The following is a 19,979-nucleotide window of genomic DNA, read 5'->3' on the forward strand; positions in this document are numbered from 1 at the left end:
GGGCTGCGAGACTGGGCGCGATGTCCTCCGAACCCCTCCTCGACGCGCTCGACCCCGAGCAACGCGTGGTCGCGACGACGCTGCGTGGCCCTGTCCGTGTGCTGGCAGGGGCCGGGACGGGCAAGACGCGGGCGATCACCCACCGGATCGCCTACGGCATCCAGGTGGGTGCGTACCGTCCCGGCAACGTGCTCGCGGTGACGTTCACGGCCCGCGCCGCGGGCGAGATGCGCACGAGACTGCGGCTGCTCGGCGCCTCGGGCGTGCAGGCGCGGACGTTCCACGCGGCCGCGCTGCGCCAGCTCGGCTTCTTCTGGCCCAAGGTGGTCGGAGGCGCGCCGCCGCGGATCCTCGAGAAGAAGCTGCAGGTCGTCGCGCACGCCGCACAGCTGGTCGGCGTCGAGACGGACCGGGAGAGCGTCCGCGACCTGGCCTCGGAGATCGAGTGGGCCAAGGTCTCGCTCGTCACGGCGGACGACTACGCGAAGGCGGCGGCCGCGACCGACCGCCCGGCACCGGGCGGTATCGACCCGCAGTCGGTCGCCCGTCTGATGGCGGCGTACGAGACGGCGAAGGACCAGCAGGGCGTCATCGACTTCGAGGACGTGCTGCTCCTGCTCGCCGCGATGCTGGGCGAGCGACGCGACGTGGCCGACTCGGTGCGCGAGCAGTACAAGTACTTCGTCGTCGACGAGTACCAGGACGTCAGCCCGCTGCAGCAGTACCTGCTCGACCAGTGGTTGGGCGGTCGCGACGAGCTGTGCGTGGTCGGTGACCCGAGCCAGACGATCTACTCGTTCGCCGGCGCCACGGCGCACCACCTCACAGCGTTCACGGCGTCCTACCCCCGGGCCACCACGATCGAGCTGGTCCGTGACTACCGCTCGACGCCTCAGGTCGTGGGCCTGGCCAACCACCTCATGCGCAGAGCCGACGGTCCGGCAGCGCTCGCTCTGCGTGCGCAACGGCCCGACGGCCCGGACGTCTCGTTCGTCTCCTACGCCGACGACGACGCGGAGGCGGCCGGCGTGACAGCGCGGATCGCCGCCCTGATCCGTGGGGGGGTGCCTGCCGCGGAGATCGCCGTCCTGTTCCGGACGAACGTGCAGTCGGAGGCCTTCGAGGCTGCGCTCGCGGACCGCGGCATCGGCTACCAGGTGCGCGGCAACGCCCGGTTCTTCGACCGCGCCGACGTGCGCAAGGCGCTGGTCCTGCTGCGCGGTGGCGCCCGGAGCGCGGACTCCGAGGTACCCATGCAGGAGTCCGTGCGGGACATCCTGCGCTCGGCAGGCTGGACGGAGAAGGCTCCGGAAGGCCGCGGCGCGAGCCGCGAGCGCTGGGACGCGCTCCAGGCGCTGGTGTCGCTCGCGGACGCGATCGCAGCAGCACCGCCGACGAGCGCCCCGCCGACGGTGTCGGACCTGGTCACCGAGCTCGACGAACGCGCCGCGGCGCAGCACGCTCCGGCGGTCGACGGGGTCACCCTCGCGTCGCTGCACGCTGCGAAGGGCCTCGAGTGGGAAGCCGTCTTCCTCGTCGGCCTCTCCGACGGCCTGCTGCCCACGGTGCAGGCGCAGACCGACGCCGCGATCGCCGAGGAGCGCAGGCTGCTCTACGTCGGCATCACCCGCGCGCGTGAGCACCTCGAGCTGTCCTACTCGCGCGCCCGTCATCCGAGGTCGCGCGCGTCACGCAACGTGTCGCGCTTCCTCGCCGACCTCTGGCCCGGCGAACGCCGGTCGGCCACGGTGCGCGCAGCGGCACCGGACGCGCAGATCGTCGAGTCGCTGACCCGGTGGCGCGACGCCCGCGCGGCGGAGCTGCGCCGGCAACCCGGCTCGGTGCTGACGACGGCGACCATCCGCGCGATCGCCGAGCGTCGCCCGACGACGCTGGAGGAGCTCGGTCAGGTGCGCGGCGTCGGCCCGACGATGCTGGCGGACGTCGGCGAACAGGTCCTCGAAGCGGCCCGGGCGGCAGTGCGTTGAGCCGAATGGCCGATGGCAGAAACTCGTCGAAGAATTCTCGTTAAATCGGTTGTCCGCCCTTGGAAGGCCGTCCTAGGGTGACGATGTCCCTGTTGATGGACCGCGCGGAGACGCGTGGGTCCGAGGTGAAGGAGGTGGGTGCCCTGATGAACATCACGAAGATCGAGACGACGAACGCCGTGTGCGCGTTCCTTCCGCGATCCCTTGCGCCCATCGCCTTCGGCGACCAGGGGAGCGCTCTGCCTACCGGCGGCGCTGCCCGTGAACTGACCGGCCGTCACGTGTCGAAGCGGACGTGGACCGATCGTCGTACGTACATCAGCCGGACTTCCATGATCTAGGCCCTGAAGAGGGCCATAGGCCGCGGAGTCCGAACTCGGATCCGCGGCCTTTGTCGTTTCTCCCGATGAATCGGGTGAGCACGAGGCGGTCGGTCCGGCACCGACGCACAAGCTCACCAGCAAGGACATCAGGAGGACATCGTGCGGCTCACGACGCTGCTCGACACGGTGAACCAGGGCGGATCCGGTCCTTGGCCCCTCACCGACAGCACGACCGACGACCAGCAGCAGTTCGACCGGCTGGTCGCCGACTTCATCCCGTGCCGGTCGCACGACCCGGAGCTCTGGTTCGCCGAGCGGACCGCCCAGGTCGAGCAGGCCAAGGCTCTCTGCCGGGAGTGCCCGCTGATCGAGGGTTGCCTGGCCGGTGCTCTCGAGCGGGCCGAACCCTGGGGCGTCTGGGGCGGCGAGGTGTTCATCGGCGGTGTGGTGGTCGCGACCAAGCGTGGTCGTGGACGCCCCCGGAAGGACGCGGCACCCGCAGCCTGACGCTACGGGGCGGCCGGGAGGGCGGTGCACCCGCAGTCAGGGTGCACCGCCCACGTGCGTTGTCGGGGGATCGCGTCCGGTGCGGCGACCTCGAGCACGGACCCTGGCGGCCACCCGACGGCGCCGTCGAGGTGTCCGAGGACGGCTGCGGTGCCCAGCCCGGAGGCGACGACCGCCGTGACCGCGGGCTCGTCCGCGGTGGCGCCGCCGCGGAGCTGGTCGAGCAGGGTCGGCCACCCGGGGTCGGCGGCGGTGCGGTGCAGGTCCAGGCAGCGCAGGCAGGGCCCCTGCCCCGGCACGACGAGCGGGCCGACGACAGTGTCGGCCTCCCGCACCACGACCGACAGGTGGGGGGTCCCGACGGAGACCAGCACGGGTGCGCGGTGGGGGTCGGCGACATCGGTCTCGACGAGGACGACGACGTCCGGCGAGCGCACGGCATCCGTCGACACCTGCGGTGCGACGTCGCGCAGCAGTCGGGCCGCGACGGCGGCACGCGCCGACCCGATGTCGGTCCAGCGGTACCCGGTCGGTCCGACGTCGACGGGTCGGACCGGGTGCTCGTCGTCCAGCAGAACCGTACCGACGCCTGCCGCTGCGAGGCCCACGGCGATCCCGAGGCCCGTCGGACCGAGGCCGAGGACGGCGACGACCCGCTGGGTGCGCGCATCGACCACGACGTCCCCGTCCGCGCTCGGCCGGAGCAGCGACCAGATCCGTGCGTCGACGGCCGCTGGGCAGCCCGGGACCGGCACCTCCGCGTCCTGCGTCAGGTGAGCCTGCGTCAGAAGGTCGGTCAGAGGAGGGTCGACCGCACTCAGGTCGGGGAGCAGGTCAGCCTGCGACGGCGTCAGGTCGGTGAGTCGCACCGCCCAGCGCGGGTCCGTGCCCACCTGCACCTCCGTCGCGGTCCGGCGCAGCACCCGGAGCCCTCCACGCAGTCGCATCCGGGGACTCTCGCACGACGGTGGTGCGGGCGGCGGCCGTCATCCACAGTCCGCCAGTCAGGGCATCGACCGCCCCGGGCATGCCGAAGGGCACCGTCCGTCCGGACGATGCCCCGTGGCTCGGTGCTCGGGTGAGTTCTCGGCCGGGTCAGGCCTTGCCGAGGATCCGGTTCAGCTTCGTGCCGCAGACCGGACAGACGGCCTTGGCCATGCGCCGACCCGATTCCGAGATGACGACGTCGCCCTCGGCCTCGCGCTTCTCCTTGCACTTCACGCAGTAGAACTCGCCTGCATACGTCTCAGCCATGGTGGCCTCCCTCGGTGTCGTGCACCGGGCCGGGGATCCGCCGGCCGGCGGCCGGGCGTGGTGAAGCACCGACGCCCGCGCGACGATCACAGTAGTGCGCGGATTCCCTGGGATCGGCGAGATCTCGCGGGACGCGCCGTGCGCGTACGGGGGAACAGTGTCGGACCAGCGCGCTAGCGTTTGCGTGTGCCGTCCACGCAGGACCTGTCGCAGGTCGAGATCCGCCGGTCGCGCAAACGCGTGCGCACGGTCTCGGCCTGGCGCGAGGGCGAGCGCACGATCGTTGCCGTTCCCGCACGGTTCACCCGGGCTCAGGAGAACGAGTGGGTCGAGCGGATGCTCGCTCGCCTGGAGGCGCAGGAGCGTCGTCGCAAGCCGTCGGACGTCGAGCTCGCCGCGCGGGCGCAGGACCTCTCGACGCGGTACCTCGGAGGCCGAGCCACCCCCACGACCGTCCGCTGGGCCACCAACCAGGGCCGTCGCTGGGGTTCCTGCACGCCGTCGGACGGCACGATCCGGATCTCCGACCGCGTCCGTGGGATGCCACGGTGGGTGCTCGACTACGTCGTCCTTCACGAGCTGACCCACCTGCTGCACGCCGGCCACGGTCCGGAGTTCTGGGCGGAGCTCGAGTCGTACCCGCGCACGGCACGGGCCAGGGGATTCCTCGAGGGCTACGCGTACGGCGCGGACCGGCCCGAGGGGCGGCCCGGGGGCGAGGGGCTCGACGATCTCACAGGCGAGGGACCGCAGGCCGCTTCGGCTGATCGCACCGACGACCGGGTGGACGACGAGTTCAGCGAGACCCTGTTCGGCGACGGGTAGCGACCTCGCCGGCGGACCTGCGACGAGTCGCCGGCAGGTTCAGCGCTGGTCGTCCGGATCTTCGCCCAGGATCTCGGCGAGCGCACGGTCGACCTCGGCTGCGTCGTCGACCGCGGTGGCGCGGCGGCTGGCATAGCCCGACGGGTCGTCGAGGTCCTCGGTGCCGGGCAGGAGATCGGGGTGGTCCCAGACGGCGTCGCGTGCGGCCGGACCGTTGTCGCGGGCGATCTGCGCCCAGAGCGCGGCCGCGTCACGCAGCCGGCGCGGTCGAAGCTCGAGTCCCACGAGGTTGGCGAACGTCTGCTCGGCCGGACCACCGGCGGCGCGGCGGCGGCGGATCATCTCGCGCAGAGCCATCGTGTGCGGCAGGTGGGGGAGCGACGCGTTGGACGCCACCTCGTCGACCCAGCCCTCGACGAGGGCCAGCGCGGTCTCCAGGCGTTCGAGAGCAGCGACCTGCTCGGGTGTCGTGTGCGGTGCGAAGACCCCACCGGACAGTGCCTGCTGCAGGGCCGCTGTGTCCGTCGGGTCGATGCTGGAGACGGCCTCCTCGAGCTGGTCGACGTCGATCGTGATGCCGCGGGCGTAGGCCTCGACCGTCGCCAGGAGGTGCGAGCGCAGCCATGGCACGTGCGTGAACAGTCGCGTGGCGGCGGCTTCTCGGACGGCGAGGAAGAGGCGTACCTCGTCGGCGGGGGCGTCGAGACCCTCGGCGAACGCGTCGACGTTCGCCGCGACGAGCGCCGGTGCGGGTCGGTCGAGGAGCGGGAGGCCGATGTCGGTGGTGCCGAAGACGCCGTGCGCGAGCGTGCCGGCGGCCTGTCCGACCTGCATGCCGAACACCGCAGACCCGAGCTGCCGCAGCAGCTGCGCGGGATCCAGTCCGGGTACCTCGTCCTGGACGTCCAGCCCGAGCGGCAGCGAGCCGCCGAGCGCGTTGACCAGGGCGGTGGACAGCGAGGATGCGACCGGTTCCGTCAGGGTCCGCCAGGTGGGCAGGGTGGCCTCGACCCACTCGGCACGGCTCCAGGCGTGCGGGGCCCCGGTCGAGGGTGGGAGGTCGGTGGCGGCATCGAGCCACAGCTCCGCGACCGTGAGGGCATCGAGCACCTGCTTGGCCTGCTGGGCGGTGAGCGAGGGGTCACCGCCGGAGGCCGCCTGCTGACGGGCCAGGTCGTGCGCCATCTGCCAGTTGACGGGCTCGTCGCCCGAGGCGGACAGCAGCGCCTGGACCTGCGCGACGACCTGCTGGAGCGCGGCCGGGTCGTCGGGCAGTCCGGAGGCCGCGGCCATCGCCGCTGGGTCGAAGCCCTGCTCCTGCAGCTCGCGGATCGCCTCGTCGGCGCCGTCGCCGAGCATCGCTCGCATCATCTGCTCCCAGGCGGGGACACCCTCACCTGGCACGGCCGAGTTGTCGGGGCTCACGATGTCCTCCTGGAACGACGGCGTGGAACGACTGCGGGAAACGCCGACCTGCGACGATGGGGCGGCTGCGAACCACGGTAACCACGCAGCGGGGAGAACGGGGCACGGTGGGGGAGCAGGTTCGCTCAGGGCGCAGCCCTCGGCGCGGTGACGATCCGTCGGCGGCGGAACCGACCGATGTGGTGGTCGTGGTGGGGCGCGGACCGGTCGCCAGGGCGCTCGCCGCCGCATGGTCGGACGGCTCCGGGGGCGAGGTGCGCACGGTCGACGAGCTGCCGCCGCAGGGTGCCCAGGACGTGCTCGCCGGTGCGGATGTCGTGGTGCTCGTGGGGCACACCGGGGACATGGTGCCGACGGGGACCCGCGGTGCGCGCGAGCGCCAGAAGGCGATCGTCGCGCACACCCAGCGGACCCTGTCCGCGGCGCGGGCGGTCGGTGCCCGGCAGCTCGTCGCGATCTCGTCGGCGACCGTGCACGGCGCCTGGCCCGACCGTCCGCGGATCCTCGACGGGGACGCCGTCGCCGCGTTCGACGAGGCCTCTCGGGGCGGGCTCGTCGGGGACCTGCTCGCGATGGAGGCGGTCCTCGAGCGTGGTGCGCGGCGGTCGAGGCCCGGGATCACGATCCTGCGCCCGGCCGCGCTGGCAGGCGGAGGAGTCGACACGTTCGTCTCCCGGCACTTCGAGGCGCCGAGGTTGCTGACAGTCCGGGGTGCGGCCCGACAGTGGCAGTTCGTCCACGTCGAGGACCTCGCGGCCGCCGCGCGGTTCGCCGTGCAGCACCGGCTGCTCGGTCCGCTGACGGTCGGCGCGACGGACGTGCTGGGGCCCGAGCAGGTGGAGCGGGCCGCCGGGATGCGACGGATCGAGCTCGCGGCGACGACCGCGTTCGGGACGGCGGAGCGCCTGCACAAGGTCGGTGTCCTGCCCTCGCCGGCGGCGGAGCTGGCCTTCGTCGTCTATCCCTGGACCGTGGCCTCGGACGGACTGCTCGCCGCCGGCTGGACGCCACGGTGGTCGAGCGCGCAGTGCCTCGACGCGCTGCTCGAGGGAGTGCAGGGTCGGCTGGCTGTCGCCGGTCGTCGGCTCGGCAGCCGGGACGCCGCGGCGATCGGTGCCGCGGGAGCGGCGGTCGCGTTCGTCGGCACCGCGGCCGTGTGGCGACAGGCGCGCGCGCGGCGAGGGCGCTGAGCCACATCCCGTGAGGGATGATCAGCAGGTGCTCGAGCAGCCCCCGGTGCCGTCGGAATCCGAGATCGATCCGTCGTACGCCTTCGACGAACCCGCGCCGCGGACCAGCCCGCGCTCCATCATGCTCTCGGCCGGGATGCTCGCGTCCGCCGTGCTCCTCGCTGTGCTGATCGTCCTGCCGGCCCCGTATGCGGTGAACAGCCCCGGTCCCACGCGCAACGTGCTCGGCGAGCACGACGGGACCCCGCTCATCGAGATCAAGGGCGCCGAGACCTTCCCGACGACCGGTGAGCTGCGCCTCACCACGGTCTCGGGTACCGGCGGTCCGGGCTTCCCCTCGAGCATCCGCGACGTCATCGGCGGCTGGGTCTCCGCGACGTCGGTGGTGGTCCCGGTCGAGACGCTCTACCCCCCGGACGCCTCGCAGGACGAGATCAACAAGTCCAACAACGCCGAGATGGTCTCCTCGCAGGAGAACGCGACCGTCGCGGCGCTGACCGAGCTCGGGTACGAGGTCCCGGCCACCCTGACCGTCGCTGGGACGGTCGAGGGCTCGGACGCGCACGGCAAGATCGAGAAGGGCGACGTCATCGTCTCCATCGACGGGGTCACCGTGCCGGACTACACCACGCTGCTGGACCACCTCGCCGGGGTCGACCCGGGCTCGACGATCACCCTGAAGGTCAACCGAGACGGTCAGCCGGTCGACGTGCCCATCGTGACGGGCACCAAGCCCGACGGCACCGCGCAGATCGGCATCTTCATCGACCCGACCTTCGACTACCCGGTGGACGTGAAGATCAGCATCGAGGACATCGGGGGCCCCAGCGCCGGCACGATGTTCGCGCTCGGGATCGTCGACAAGATGACACCGCAGGACGAGACGGGCGGCAAGAACGTCGCCGGCACGGGAACCATCGACGTCAACGGCGACGTCGGCCCGATCGGCGGGATCCAGCAGAAGATGCCCGGTGCGCTCCGCGACGGTGCCACGTGGTTCCTGGCGCCGTCGTCGAACTGCAACGAGGTCGTCGGGCACGTGCCCGAAGGGCTGCGGGTGGTCAAGATCTCCACGCTGCACGAGGCCCGGGAGGCCGTGACCGCGATCGGCGCGGGCAAGGGCGACGACCTGGCCACCTGCACGTCGTAGCGCTCAGTCGAACGTCGAGCGCACCGCGGCGACCAGCCCGGGCACGAGGTCCGGCCCCTGACCCACCTGGTCTGCGTCGTCGTTCGCTCGCGCGCGGACCGCGCACCACGACGGTCCGTCGCGCAGCGCCCCGACCACCAGGCGCACGTCCTGCCGCTCGGGATGGGCCAGCAGGTACTCCAGGGCAGCGGCGGCATCGGCGGGCATGGCCTCTTCGGCGGCGGGCGGCAGCACGACACGCTCGACCGTGACCGCCATCCCGTCGACGGTCGACGGCCAGGACAGCCCCGCGAGGAGCGACTCGAGGTCCGGCGCGACCGGCAGCTCCTCCTGCTCGATCGACGTCAGGTGCCAGGGCTGCACCGTCGCGGCCGCCAGGACGGCCGGGTCGAGCTGCGAGGCGAGTCCGGGCTCGGTCAGGAGCGCCTCCTGTGTGCGGACCAGCGCGAACACCCGCACCGGTCCGTCCCACCCCGCGTCGGCGACGTGGCGCTCGATCTCGAGGACGGAGTCGGCGAGCGCGCGCAGTGCGGGGTCCTGGGCAGGTTCGGTCATGCCTTGATCGTCGCACCAGAACTCGGTCGGACTCGAACCGGTAACGGCGGGAACCGGGGCTGCGGGCGACGCGTTCAGCGTTCGAGCGGTTCGCCCGGTGCGTCCGTTCGCGCCGGTCAGGTACCGTGCCAGACCTGCACCGAGGTTTCGCCGACGACGAGGACCGCAGCACCGTGACATCAGCAAACCCGCCCCGCCCAGCCGCTCGTCAGCGCCGGCGGGGAGCGCTCGTGCCCACCTTGATCGTGCTGGGTGTGCTCGTGATCGTCGTCCTGATCCTCGCCCAGGTGTGGACCGAGGTGCTCTGGTACCGCCAGCTCGGCTTCGGCCAGGTGCTGCTGACCGAGTGGGGGACCCGGCTCGCCCTGTTCGTCGTCGGGTTCGGGGTCATGGCCGGTGCGGTCGGGTGGAGCCTGAGCTTCGGCTACCGCTCCCGACCGGTGTACGCACCCTCGACCCAGGAGCAGGCGAACCTCGACCAGTATCGCGAGGCGATCGAGCCGCTGCGTCGGCTGGTGATGATCGTCGGCCCCGCGGTCCTGGGGCTCTTCGCAGGAGCGGCGGCCTCGCAGCAGTGGGAGACAGTGCAGCTCTGGATCCACGGCGGCACGGTCGGTCAGGTCGACCCGCAGTACAACATCGACCTCGGCTTCTACATGTTCACGCTGCCGGGCCTGCGGTTCGTCGCGTCGTTCCTCATGGCGGTCGCGGTGCTCGCGGGCATCGGCGCGCTGGCCACCCAGTACCTCTACGGCGGTCTGCGGATCGGCGGCCAGCGCGGCGGGGCGCCCCGCACCACCCGGGCCGCGCGCGTGCAGCTCGCGGTCATCGGCGCGGTGATCATGCTGATCATCGCCGCGAACTACTGGCTCGACCGGTACTCGATCCTCACCAAGAGCCAGAGCAACAAGTTCGCCGGGGCCTCGTTCACGGACGTGCACGCCGTCATCCCGTCCAAGGCGATCCTGGCCGGCGTCGCCGTCGTCATCGCCGGGGTCTTCATCTTCACGGCGATCCGGGGCAACTGGCGCTGGCCGCTCATCGGCGTCGGCCTCATGATCATCGCGGCCATCGCGATCGGCGGCATCTACCCGGCCGTCGTGCAGAAGTTCCAGGTTCAGCCGAACCAGCAGGACGCCGAGTCGGAGTACATCTCGCGCAACATCGACGCGACGCTCGACGCGTACGGGCTCAAGGACGTCGCGAAGAAGGACTACGCGGCGAAGGTCACGGCCGAGCCGCTCGCGCTGCGTCAGGACGCCGACACCACGGCGTCGATCCGGCTCCTGGACCCGCAGGTCGTCAGCCCGTCGTTCAAGCAGCTGGAGCAGATCCGCGGCTTCTACGACTTCCCCGACTCGCTGTCGGTCGACCGCTACGAGGTCAACGACGAGAGCCGCGACACGGTGATCGCCGTGCGCGAGCTCAATCTGGCGGGCCTGGACACGCAGCAGCGGAACTGGACCAACGACGCGACGGTCTACACGCACGGCTACGGCGTCGTCGCCGCGTTCGGCAACACCACGGCGGCACGCGGTGCCCCGGAGTTCTGGGAGCACAGCATCCCGTCCACGGGCGAGATGGGCCCCTACGAGCCACGCATCTACTTCAGCCCCAAGTCGCCGGAGTACTCGATCGTCGGTGCGCCCCAGGGTGCGAAGGGGTGGGAGCTCGACTACCCCGACGACGGGCCTTCCGGCGCAGCGAACACGGCGTTCCCGACGCAGAGCGTGAGTGCCGGACCGAGCATCGGGAACCCGTTGAACAAGCTGCTCTACGCGCTGAAGTTCGGCCAGGGCAACATCCTGTTCTCCGACCGCGTGACGTCCGCGTCGCAGATCCTGTACGACCGCGACCCGCGCGAACGCGTCCAGAAGGTCGCCCCGTACCTGACCCTCGACGGCCGCGTCTACCCGGCAGTGATCGACGGCCGGGTCAAGTGGGTCATCGACGGGTACACGACGTCCGACCAGTACCCGTACTCCGCGTCGCGCTCGCTGGACGCCGCCACGACCGACTCGCTGACCGAGACCTCGGAGACCATCCAGGCCCTCCAGCCCAAGAACGTGAACTACATCCGCAACTCGGTCAAGGCCACGGTCGACGCCTACGACGGCGCGGTCACGCTCTACGCGTGGGACGCCAAGGACCCGGTCCTCAAGGCGTGGTCGAAGACGTTCCCGACGTCGCTCAAGCCCATCTCCGAGATCGACGGCGCCACCATGGCCCACCTGCGCTACCCCGAGGACCTGTTCAAGGTGCAGCGCGACCTGCTCACCCGGTACCACGTCACCGACGCGGTCCAGTTCTTCTCCGGGAACGACTTCTGGAACACCCCGGACGACCCGACCAGCACCGTCAAGGTCCCGCAGCCGCCGTACTACCTGACGCTGAAGATGCCCGACCAGGACAAGGCCAAGTTCTCGCTGATGTCGACGTTCATCCCACGAGGAGACAATGCGCGCAACGTGATGACCGGCTACCTGGCCGTCGACGCGGACGCGGGCAACCAGGACGGCAAGCCGTCGGCCGACTACGGCAAGCTGCGCCTGCTCGAGCTGCCCCGCGACTCGACCGTGCCCGGACCGGGCCAGATGAACAACAAGTTCACGTCCGACCCGACGGTCTCGAACGAGCTGAACATCCTCGGTCGTGGAGACTCCAAGGTCCGCCGCGGCAACCTGCTGACGCTGCCCGTCGGTGGCGGACTGCTCTACGTCCAGCCCGTCTACGTCCAGGCCGCGACCGGCACCACGTACCCCACCCTGCAACGCGTGCTCGTCGGCTTCGGGGACAACATCGGCTTCGCGGACACCCTCGACGGCGCCCTCGACCAGGTGTTCGGCGGCGACTCCGGAGCTGCCGCCGGCGATGCGGGGACCAATCCAGGCGGGACTCCCACGACACCCCCGCCGCCGCCCACGACCGGTGACGGCACCGATGGCGCGTCGCAGGCCCAGGCCCGTGCCGACCTGACCAAGGCTCTGGAGCAGGCGAACAAGGCGATCCAGGACGGCCAGGCCGCCCTCGCGATCGGTGACTTCGCGGCCTACGGCGTCGCGCAGAAGAGCCTCGACTCGGCCATCGACGCGGCGCTCGCGGCGGAGGCCCGTCTGACCCCGACGGAGACGCCGTGACCGAGGCTTGTGTGACGTAGGCGACGGTCGTTCGCGGGCCCGCGATTTGGGTGCTCCTCCGCCCGTGGGGTAGGTTGTTACTACCGACGCGGGGTGGAGCAGCTCGGTAGCTCGCTGGGCTCATAACCCAGAGGTCGCAGGTTCAAATCCTGCCCCCGCTACACAGCGTCGAAGGCCCGGACCTGATGGTCCGGGCCTTCGTCGTTCACGCAACCAGCCCGATCTGACCGCATGCGCCCGAGCCGCAGTGCGGCCCACGTCCCGGTGCGCTGGCCGCCGCGGCGCGTCAAGGGAGCCCGGCACGGTCAAACTCCTGCTGAAGGCGCGGGCGACGGCGGTGGACCGACCCCCGAACCATCCACCCGATGCCCGCGCGTCGGAAGTTCTGGCCGGAGCGAGAGGAAGGGCGCCGACATGAAGAACACGAAGTCCGGCATCAAGAAGGCCCCCCGGCGGCGGGCAAGAACTCCATCGCGAAGTCGGCCGACAGGGGTCGTCTTGTACGGCAGCGCACGGTCGCAAACACCGGGTCGCACCACGCCGGAACGGACGACGCGGAACTGCTCGCCCAGCTCGAAGGGTTCGAGCCGGCGACAGCGATCATGCGCGACCGGTCGGCCGTCGCTCACATTGAGTCGGCCGTGCACGCCAAGCGCGTCGCCGAGCAGGACGTCGAGGACGCCGTGTTCGCCGCCCGTGCGGCTGGCGTGACGTGGACTGAGATCGGTGCTGCACTCGGCATCACCCATCAGGGCGCGATCAAGCGATACGGGGGCCGATGAGTCGTCGGGTCGATCCTCGGGCTCGCACCCGGCGATCGATCGCTGTCCGAGCAGCCTGGTTCGATCCTGATATGACTACCCCACTGCCCCCGCACGTGCCCTGGCATAGTCGCGTGACCTGCGGAGACGTGTCACCGCCGACCCGGAGATGACAGCCCTGGGAGGTTCCCCCGCATGACGAAGACCCGGACCGGATGGTCCGGCCTTCGTCGTTCGGCGGTAGCGGCCTGCGCGGCTACATCTCCTCCGCGGTCCCCGTCACACGAACGCGGCCTTCGCGCGGAACCTCCACGACGATGAGTGAAGGTCTCCCGGCCTCGGCCCCTTGGTCGACGGTGAGTACTGCCGGCACGTCGATGTGCCCGCCTGCCCTCAAGTACGCCCCAAGCCCGGCCGCTGCGGACCCCGTCGCCGGATCCTCCCGGATCCCACCCCGAGGGAACGGGTTCCGCGATGCGAACCGCGTCGGTGAGAGGCGATGCACAACCGGCACGGTGCCGTCCCACCCGTGTCTGTTCTGCAGATCCAGGACCGCGTCGCCGTCATGGTCGAGCCGCTCGAGGACGCCGCCTCGCACCGGTAGGAGGGGATGCAGGTTGCCACCGTGCACGAGCGCCGGACGCATCACCGGGTCAAGGTCTCGCCTGTCGAGTCGCACGGCGCTCAGCAGCTCGTCGACGAAGCCACCGTCGAGCTCCTCGACCGTCGTGTCGATCGCCACCAGGGTGGCGCGCTCCGTGGTCACCTCGACGGGCACGAGTCCGGCGTTCGTCGTCAGTCGAACCACTGACGCCGCGTTCCGCCGGCGCGCCAGGGCCACGCCAGACGCGATCGTCGCGTGCCCGCAGAACGCGATCTCCGCACGCGGGGTGAAGTACCGGGCCCGCGCGGCGTCCCGCTCGATCCCGGTGAGGAACGCGGTCTCGCTGAAGCCGAGCTCTGCCGCTGTCCGCAGCATGTCCGCGTCGCTGAGCTCCTCCGCGTCCAGCACGACTCCTGCCGGATTTCCGGACTCGCGGTTCGGCGTGGCGGTGGTGAACGACCGGTACCTCAGGATCTCCATGTGCTGATCGTCTCCGCGGACCACCCGGGATCTCGATAGCCAATCGGAGGGCGATGGCCCTGTCCCTGACGCCGGGGCGCGGCTGCCGGTCGACTCACGCGTCGTCGTCGGGGGGTGACGGGGCGCCGTCGCGCTCGTCGCGCTGGGCCCAGCGCAGCAGCGGCGCGAGGTCGAACACGGCGTCATCGATGCCGGCATGGAGATCACCGAGCTCGGCATAGCGTGCGGGCACGGTGCGCAGCGTGCAGTCGCGTGGATCGACGTCGTCGATCTCGTCCCAGCGCAGAGGGGTCGACACGGTCGCGTCCGGGGTTCCGCGCACCGAGTAGGCCGAGGCGATCGTGTGGTCCCGGGCGTTCTGGTTGTAGTCCACGAACACGAGCGAGGGATCCCGGTCACGTCGCCACCACGTGGTGGTGACGTCGCCCTGGGCACGGCGTTCCACCTCCCGGGCGAAGGCGAGCGCTGCTCGTCGCAGATCCGCGAAGCCGTGCTCGGGCGCGATCCGGACGTAGACGTGCAGGCCCGAGCCGCCGGAGGTCTTCGGCCAGCCCACAGCGCCCAGCTCGTCCAGGACCTCTCGCGCCACGTGCGCCACTCGCCGCACCCGGTCGAAGGGGCAGTCCGGCATCGGGTCCAGGTCGATGCGCCACTCGTCGGGGCGCTCGGTGTCGACCCGGCGACTGTTCCACGGGTGGAACTCGACGGTCGACATCTGCACCGCCCAGATGACGTGGGCCAGCTCCGTCACGCACAGCTCGTCGGCCGTGCGGCCGAAGCGCGGGAAGTAGACCTCCACCGTCTCCATCCACGACGGGGCGCCGCGCGGCAACCGCTTCTGGTGCACCTTCTCCCCGGTGACGCCCGTCGGGTAGCGGTGCAACATGCACGGGCGCTCCCGCAACGCACGCACGATCCCGTCACCCACGGCGAGGTAGTAGTTCGCGAGGTCGAGCTTGGTCGCCCCGCTGGCGGGGAAGTAGACACGGTCGGGGTTGGAGATCCGAACCGTGCGGGGGCCGACCTCGAGCTCTACGGCGGGTGAGTGTTCCGGGGCCATGCCTCATTCAAGACCCTGTCCGGCGATCACGGCCGAAGGCCCGGACCTTGATGGTCCGGGCCTTCGTCGTTCCTGCAGCCGGCGTGCGGCCCAGGTCGGCGGGGTCAGGTGCCCGGCGAACCCGCCCGAGATGCGTCAGCCGACCACCGTCGAGGTAGCCGTCGACGCGCCGAGCAGGTTGACGTTGCCGCTGTACTCCACCGACATCGTCCCGGCCGGCAGTGCCGTGGTGACGATGGTGGCCTGCCACACATCGCCGACCAGAGTGACCGCCTTGGCTGCCGAGACGTACACCGTTCCCACCTTCACGCGAACGGTTCCGGTCGGGGTCTGCCCGTCCACCCCGGTCACGGCGACGACGACCGTGGCCGCCTTGCCCTTCAGGGCGTTCTCGATGGTCGTCACAGCGACGGTGGACGCCGCCTTCGCGACGCTCACGGGAACGGTCTTGGTCGCGGCCTTCACCGTTGTGCTCTCGAGGTACTTGACGGTCAGGGAGTTCGTACCAGCGGGCAGCGTCGCCGGGAGGGTGACGCTCGCCTGGCCGTCCGCCAGCGTCGCCTCGCCGAGCTTGACCGTGCCCTTGAACACCTGGACGGTGCCGCCCGGCACGACGCCCGTGCTGTTGACCGTCACCGTGAGGGCTCCGGCTGTGCCGAACGTGAGCGCCGAGGGCGTCACCTCGATCGTCGCCGTTGCCTTGGCGACGGTCACGGCCCGGTCCCCGGCGCTCGACGCAGCAAACGTGTCGTTGCCGACGTAGCGGACCGACAGCTTGTGCGCGCCGACGTTGAGCGTTGCCGGCAGTGCGATCGTCGAGGTCGCGATCTGGGCGACGGTGCCGGCTGTCAGCGTGCCGCCCGCGACCTTCTCGGTGCCTTCCCAGATCTCCACGTTGCCGTCGACGGTGCCGGCTGCGGAGCCCCGAACGGTGACGGTGGCCGTTGCCGGCTTGCCGTACACGAGGGCCGTGATCACGGAGGTGGTCGTCGAAGCGGCACGGCTGACCGGGAGAGTCCCCGTGCCGGTGCCGGCGTCGATGTTGGCTGTCCCCGCGTAGGACACGCTGAACGCTGCGTCACCGACCGGAAGGGCAGTCGCTGCAGGGATGGGGAACGTCGCGCCGGCCGCAGAGACGGGCCTGTCGGCGATCTTCGTGTCCCCGTAGTAGAGCGTCGCTATCCCGGAGGGGACGCCGCCGTTCGTCGTGACGAGAACCTTGACCGACCCGACCTTCCCGTACACCAGGCCGGTCGGCGCGGTGAGCTGGACGGTCGGGGTGGCCTTCGCGACCGTGAGAGCCACAGTGGCCGACGCGGGTGCGATCTCGAGCGCTCCTGCGTACTTGACGGTCAGGGTGTACGACCCGGCGGCGAGGCTGGCCGCCAGCGGGACCGCGACGGCCCCGTCTGCGTTCGTCACGCCGCCACCGAGCCGGGCGGTGCCGTTGTAGACGGTGACGGCGGCCCCCGCGGGAACCTTCGCCCCGCCGACGGTGGCGGCGGCGTTGATCGTCGCGGCCTTGCCCCAGACGCTGCCTTCTGTCGTGGCCGTCAGCTCCGAGCCCTTGCCGTAGACCGTGAGCGTTCCGGCCCCGGTGGAGGGCGCCAGCCAGGCCGACCCGGTGTACTTCGCTGTCAGTGGGTACGTCCCGACCTTGAACGCGTAGTCGACCGGGATGCTGACCGACCCGTCACTGAGGGTTCCAGTGCCGAGCTTGGTCGTGCCGGAGAACAGGTCGACGGTTCCGTCGACGACCGTCCCGGCAGCCGTGACTGCGACCTTCACGTTCGTCGAGCCGTCGAGGTTCTTCGTTGCGGCCGTCACCGTGGTCTTGGGCACGGTCTTGGTGGTCGGGGTGCTGGCACCGGCGAGGGACACCTTGATCTGTGCGGTGCTTCCGTCTGCCGAGTTGACCGCGACCGTGAACCGGTTGTTGGGGCTCGCGTAGCTCTGCCCGGCGGCGAAGCTGGTGCGGATCGTTGTTCCGTCGCGCTTCGCCACGTTCACGAGCGTGTAGCCACCGCTCTCTTCCCGGTAGATGCGGACACCGGGGCTGTAGTACACCGGAGAGCCGGCGAGGGGGAACCGGCCCTCGCCGAGCATCTTGTAGATGGCGTTCGCGTCCGAGCCCGTCCCTGCGCGGTACTCGATCCAGTAGGGAACTGTGCTGCCGGGCAGCGTGAACTTCACCGCGCGGGTACCAGAGGTGCCATTCGACGGTGCGAGCGTGACGTCGGTCGTCGTGGCTTCGGCTCCGGGTGTGAGTGTCGTGACGGCGGCGTCTGTGCCGGGCGTTCCCAGACGAGCCTGGAACGACACGTCGAGAGAACCGGGGCCGACGCCCGCGTTGTTGTTGGCGAACGCCATCGGGCCGTACGCGGCGTAGTACTCCTTGATCGTCAGCGCACCGGTCGACGAGGGGTACTCGAGGTTCGAGTGGCCGAGGGACACGTTGTGTCCGAGCTCGTGGGTCGTGACGGTCAGCATGCTGCCGACCGAGTGGATGTAGCCACCGGAAGCCAGGCTGGTCCCGACCTGTGCGAGCCCGGCGTAGGGGTACTTGCTGCTGCATGACCAGGCGGAGTACACGATGAGGTGGTTGCCGTTGCCGTCGGCGCCACTAAAGCTCACGCCCGGGAACAGAGCGCTCGCCGCGTTCCACAAGGTCTCGGCTGCGACGCCGCACGATCCTGGCTTGGTGAGCGTGGCCGAGGCAGCGACGTCGGCTGTGCCGAATGCGCCTCGCCCTTCGCGAACCCAGTAGGCGAGGGTGTCGGCCGCGGACGTCTTCGCGGCGTCCAGAGAAACGCTGTTCGCCGCTGTCTGGGTGCTGTCGGCCACGTTGACCACGAACAGGTGAAGCGGAATGCTGCCCGGCGTGACTGCGACGGCGGCCTGCGGTGTGATGGTCGCGGCAAGGACGTCGGGCGCGTCGCCACCCGTAGTGGTCGGTGCGGCGATCGCCTCGACGGTGGCGACGACCTTGTCGCCGGAGGTTGCGTTCGCGAACGCGGCTTCCTTGGCAGCCGGGTCGACCGTGTGCAACTGGCCGTCGGCGGTCAGGATCGCGTAGCTCGTGTCGACGCTGCCAGTGAGCTCGTCAGCCTCGAACTTGACGAGGGTGCCGGTGAGGGCGGTTGTGGACGATGTCGTCGCCGCAAGCGACGGAGCGCCCACGGCCGAGGCTGTTGCCGCCACGGCCGCAGACGGGAGAGCGAGGCTCAGCCCCACGAACGCCGCGGCGCCGAGGGCGATGGCGCTCACGCGCGAGGAACGATCGGGCATCTGCGGCCTCCGTGGCTGGCGTTGCGGTGTGGCTGACACGGACCCATCCCCACCGAAAAGTCCCGGCGGGGCGCATGACGGACAATCGGACCGAAATGCGTCGGCTCGATCCCCGCTGGTCGTGTCCTCTGTGAAATCGGCGACCAAAGTTGATCGATGAGGATTTCGCCTGCGGTTTTCGGACAGGCATTCACGCCCGTTGCGCCTATTCGCCCATTCGAGGTAATGGTCATTCCATTGAGTGAATGCGTGCCCTCTGAGCGGCCGGCGGATGGGGGAACATGCTGGCTGTTCGGCGGGTCCGGGCCCTTCAAGACACGCTCACAGGGCGTCCGACGCCTCGCCCAGCGCGCCCAGGCGGGCCCGTCGACGCCTCGGACGGGGGCGGTTGTCCTCAGGCAAATGACGCGGTCCGGACGTGATGGTCCAGGCGCCGCTCGTTGGCGCACGCGGTACGCGCGTGGGAATGTGCTGCTGGAGCGTCATGAATCTCCGCCCGACGCCGATGATCGGCCTCATCGCGTGATGTGTCGGCCCGCCGATCGGCCCATCCGCAACCCGCCGTGCATGCCGCAGCGGACGGCGTGCTCCGGACGAGGACCGTCGCACGGGCGGTGAGCTAGGAGGGGTCCTGAGCGCCCTCGAAGCTCTGGGCTACGTGTCCTGCCGGACGCTGACGACGACGCCGCCGAACCTGGCCTCGCCCATGAGGCACTCCTGGCCGTCGACCCAGACGACCCCGTCGCGGGTGACCTGCGCGCAGACGGAGCGGTCGTCGGCGTGCTGCGCCTCGAACCCGCCGCCGAGGGACGTGTTGTAGCCCATGACCGGGCGGCCCTCGCCGCACACGCTCCTGGGGTAGCAGTCGTCGCACACGGCGGTCGGGTACCGCGGCGGGCCCAGCGCAGGACGCCCGCACAGGGGACACGGGTGGGCTCGGTCGTGCTCCCCGGGGACGGCGAGCAGCCAGTCGGTCGACGCGAGTGCCCGGAGCGCGCCCGACGCGGTCGGCTCCTTGGTGAGTCGGCGGAGGCGCACGAGCAACGCGTCGGCCCTGGCGGTGTCCGTCACGTCCGTTCGGAGCTCGGGTGCCAGATCGGCGACGCTGCTCAGACCGGCCTCCAGCGTGACGATAGCGGCGCGGTGCCACGCGCTGACGTCGTCGAGCGCGAGCGGGCGGCTCCTGTGCTGCACGGTGCGCCAGTAGTCCTCGACCGCCGCGGTCCGCGTGGGGTCGTCGCCCGGGTCGATCGACTCTCTGAAACCTCCGTCGACGGCGTGGATCGCGAGGCGCCGGTCGCACACGAACGCGAATCCGCCGCACCGTGGGTCGTCGTTGAAGCCTGCGTGGACGATCTCGACGACGGTGGTCGCATCCTGCGCGGTCTCGGTCGCCCACGCGCGGACATTCTCGCGTGTCACCGGAGGCTCG

15 protein-coding genes and 1 tRNA gene are annotated in these 19,979 nt (G+C 70.8%); 8 read left to right on the forward strand and 8 right to left on the reverse strand.

The window, feature by feature from the left end; genetic code table 11:
* The first annotated feature begins 20 nt into the window (after positions 1-20).
* Both I847_RS0112915 and I847_RS0112925 read left to right on the forward strand, forming a co-directional pair.
* Positions 21-1,988 (forward strand): ATP-dependent helicase, encoded by a 1,968-nt coding sequence (locus I847_RS0112915; RefSeq protein WP_028050033.1) that lies wholly within the window; start codon positions 21-23, stop codon positions 1,986-1,988.
* Between the two features lie 482 nt (positions 1,989-2,470).
* On the forward strand, positions 2,471-2,818 hold the full coding sequence (locus I847_RS0112925; RefSeq protein WP_028050035.1) for a WhiB family transcriptional regulator: 348 nt from the start codon (positions 2,471-2,473) through the stop codon (positions 2,816-2,818).
* Positions 2,819-2,820: 2 nt separating this feature from the next.
* Here the strand turns inward: I847_RS0112925 and I847_RS0112930 are convergent, their stop codons facing one another.
* Both I847_RS0112930 and I847_RS27135 read right to left on the reverse strand, forming a co-directional pair.
* Complete coding sequence (locus tag I847_RS0112930) at positions 2,821-3,765, reverse strand: ThiF family adenylyltransferase (RefSeq protein ID WP_028050036.1); 945 nt, start codon at positions 3,763-3,765, stop codon at positions 2,821-2,823.
* A gap of 148 nt (positions 3,766-3,913) precedes the next feature.
* The gene (locus I847_RS27135; protein WP_175348182.1) at positions 3,914-4,072 is read right to left on the reverse strand and encodes a DUF5679 domain-containing protein; all 159 of its coding nucleotides are present in this window, start codon (positions 4,070-4,072) and stop codon (positions 3,914-3,916) included.
* 186 nt (positions 4,073-4,258) lie between these two features.
* Between I847_RS27135 and I847_RS23620 the strand changes: the two genes are divergently transcribed.
* The gene (locus I847_RS23620) at positions 4,259-4,897 is read left to right on the forward strand and encodes a M48 family metallopeptidase (protein WP_051274868.1); all 639 of its coding nucleotides are present in this window, start codon (positions 4,259-4,261) and stop codon (positions 4,895-4,897) included.
* Positions 4,898-4,936: 39 nt separating this feature from the next.
* Here I847_RS23620 and I847_RS0112945 read toward each other — a convergent pair whose 3' ends face one another.
* The gene (locus I847_RS0112945; protein ID WP_028050037.1) at positions 4,937-6,322 is read right to left on the reverse strand and encodes a zinc-dependent metalloprotease; all 1,386 of its coding nucleotides are present in this window, start codon (positions 6,320-6,322) and stop codon (positions 4,937-4,939) included.
* 191 nt (positions 6,323-6,513) lie between these two features.
* Between I847_RS0112945 and I847_RS0112950 the strand changes: the two genes are divergently transcribed.
* Positions 6,514-7,512 (forward strand): NAD(P)H-binding protein, encoded by a 999-nt coding sequence (locus I847_RS0112950; protein WP_231384212.1) that lies wholly within the window; start codon positions 6,514-6,516, stop codon positions 7,510-7,512.
* 10 nt (positions 7,513-7,522) lie between these two features.
* A complete protein-coding gene (locus tag I847_RS0112955) occupies positions 7,523-8,662 on the forward strand; it encodes a PDZ domain-containing protein (protein ID WP_028050039.1) in 1,140 nt (379 codons plus the stop codon).
* Positions 8,663-8,665: 3 nt separating this feature from the next.
* On the opposite strand, the gene I847_RS0112960 is transcribed toward I847_RS0112955, so the two are convergent.
* Entirely contained in the window at positions 8,666-9,217 is a 552-nt protein-coding gene (locus tag I847_RS0112960) for a PPA1309 family protein (protein WP_028050040.1), read from the reverse strand.
* Between the two features lie 173 nt (positions 9,218-9,390).
* Between I847_RS0112960 and I847_RS0112965 the strand changes: the two genes are divergently transcribed.
* The 3 genes from I847_RS0112965 to I847_RS26780 all read left to right on the forward strand — a co-directional run bounded on the left by I847_RS0112965 (position 9,391) and on the right by I847_RS26780 (position 13,136).
* Entirely contained in the window at positions 9,391-12,354 is a 2,964-nt protein-coding gene (locus I847_RS0112965; RefSeq protein WP_034610196.1) for a UPF0182 family protein, read from the forward strand.
* An 87-nt stretch (positions 12,355-12,441) separates the two neighbouring features.
* Positions 12,442-12,515, forward strand: a tRNA-Met gene (locus I847_RS0112970).
* A gap of 204 nt (positions 12,516-12,719) precedes the next feature.
* Positions 12,720-13,136 carry a hypothetical protein gene (locus I847_RS26780; RefSeq protein WP_155856138.1) on the forward strand — a complete coding sequence of 139 codons (417 nt, stop codon included), beginning with the start codon at positions 12,720-12,722 and terminating at the stop codon, positions 13,134-13,136.
* Positions 13,137-13,371: 235 nt separating this feature from the next.
* On the opposite strand, the gene I847_RS0112980 is transcribed toward I847_RS26780, so the two are convergent.
* The 4 genes from I847_RS0112980 to I847_RS25715 all read right to left on the reverse strand — a co-directional run bounded on the left by I847_RS0112980 (position 13,372) and on the right by I847_RS25715 (position 19,969).
* Positions 13,372-14,199: a PhzF family phenazine biosynthesis protein gene (locus I847_RS0112980; protein ID WP_028050043.1), complete on the reverse strand. Its 828-nt coding sequence runs from the start codon at positions 14,197-14,199 to the stop codon at positions 13,372-13,374.
* A 94-nt stretch (positions 14,200-14,293) separates the two neighbouring features.
* Entirely contained in the window at positions 14,294-15,259 is a 966-nt protein-coding gene (ligD, locus tag I847_RS0112985; RefSeq protein ID WP_028050044.1) for a non-homologous end-joining DNA ligase, read from the reverse strand.
* Between the two features lie 135 nt (positions 15,260-15,394).
* Entirely contained in the window at positions 15,395-18,547 is a 3,153-nt protein-coding gene (locus I847_RS0112990; RefSeq protein ID WP_081680883.1) for an Ig-like domain repeat protein, read from the reverse strand.
* Between the two features lie 654 nt (positions 18,548-19,201).
* Positions 19,202-19,969 (reverse strand): hypothetical protein, encoded by a 768-nt coding sequence (locus tag I847_RS25715; RefSeq protein WP_155856139.1) that lies wholly within the window; start codon positions 19,967-19,969, stop codon positions 19,202-19,204.
* Between the last annotated feature and the right edge of the window lie 10 nt (positions 19,970-19,979).

Source organism: Cellulomonas sp. URHD0024 (assembly GCF_000426185.1).
Classification (GTDB): Bacteria; Actinomycetota; Actinomycetes; order Actinomycetales; family Cellulomonadaceae; genus Cellulomonas.

Bases quoted from the DNA above. Each gene is read 5' to 3' on its own strand.
- I847_RS0112915 (WP_028050033.1), top strand. From the start codon at position 21: ATGTCCTCCGAACCCCTCCTCGACGCGCTCGACCCCGAGCAACGCGTG.
- I847_RS0112930 (WP_028050036.1), bottom strand. From the start codon at position 3,765: ATGCGACTGCGTGGAGGGCTCCGGGTGCTGCGCCGGACCGCGACGGAG.
- I847_RS27135 (WP_175348182.1), bottom strand. From the start codon at position 4,072: ATGGCTGAGACGTATGCAGGCGAGTTCTACTGCGTGAAGTGCAAGGAG.
- I847_RS0112960 (WP_028050040.1), bottom strand. From the start codon at position 9,217: ATGACCGAACCTGCCCAGGACCCCGCACTGCGCGCGCTCGCCGACTCC.
- I847_RS26780 (WP_155856138.1), top strand. From the start codon at position 12,720: ATGCCCGCGCGTCGGAAGTTCTGGCCGGAGCGAGAGGAAGGGCGCCGA.
- I847_RS0112980 (WP_028050043.1), bottom strand. From the start codon at position 14,199: ATGGAGATCCTGAGGTACCGGTCGTTCACCACCGCCACGCCGAACCGC.
- ligD (WP_028050044.1), bottom strand. From the start codon at position 15,259: ATGGCCCCGGAACACTCACCCGCCGTAGAGCTCGAGGTCGGCCCCCGC.
- I847_RS0112990 (WP_081680883.1), bottom strand. From the start codon at position 18,547: ATGCCCGATCGTTCCTCGCGCGTGAGCGCCATCGCCCTCGGCGCCGCG.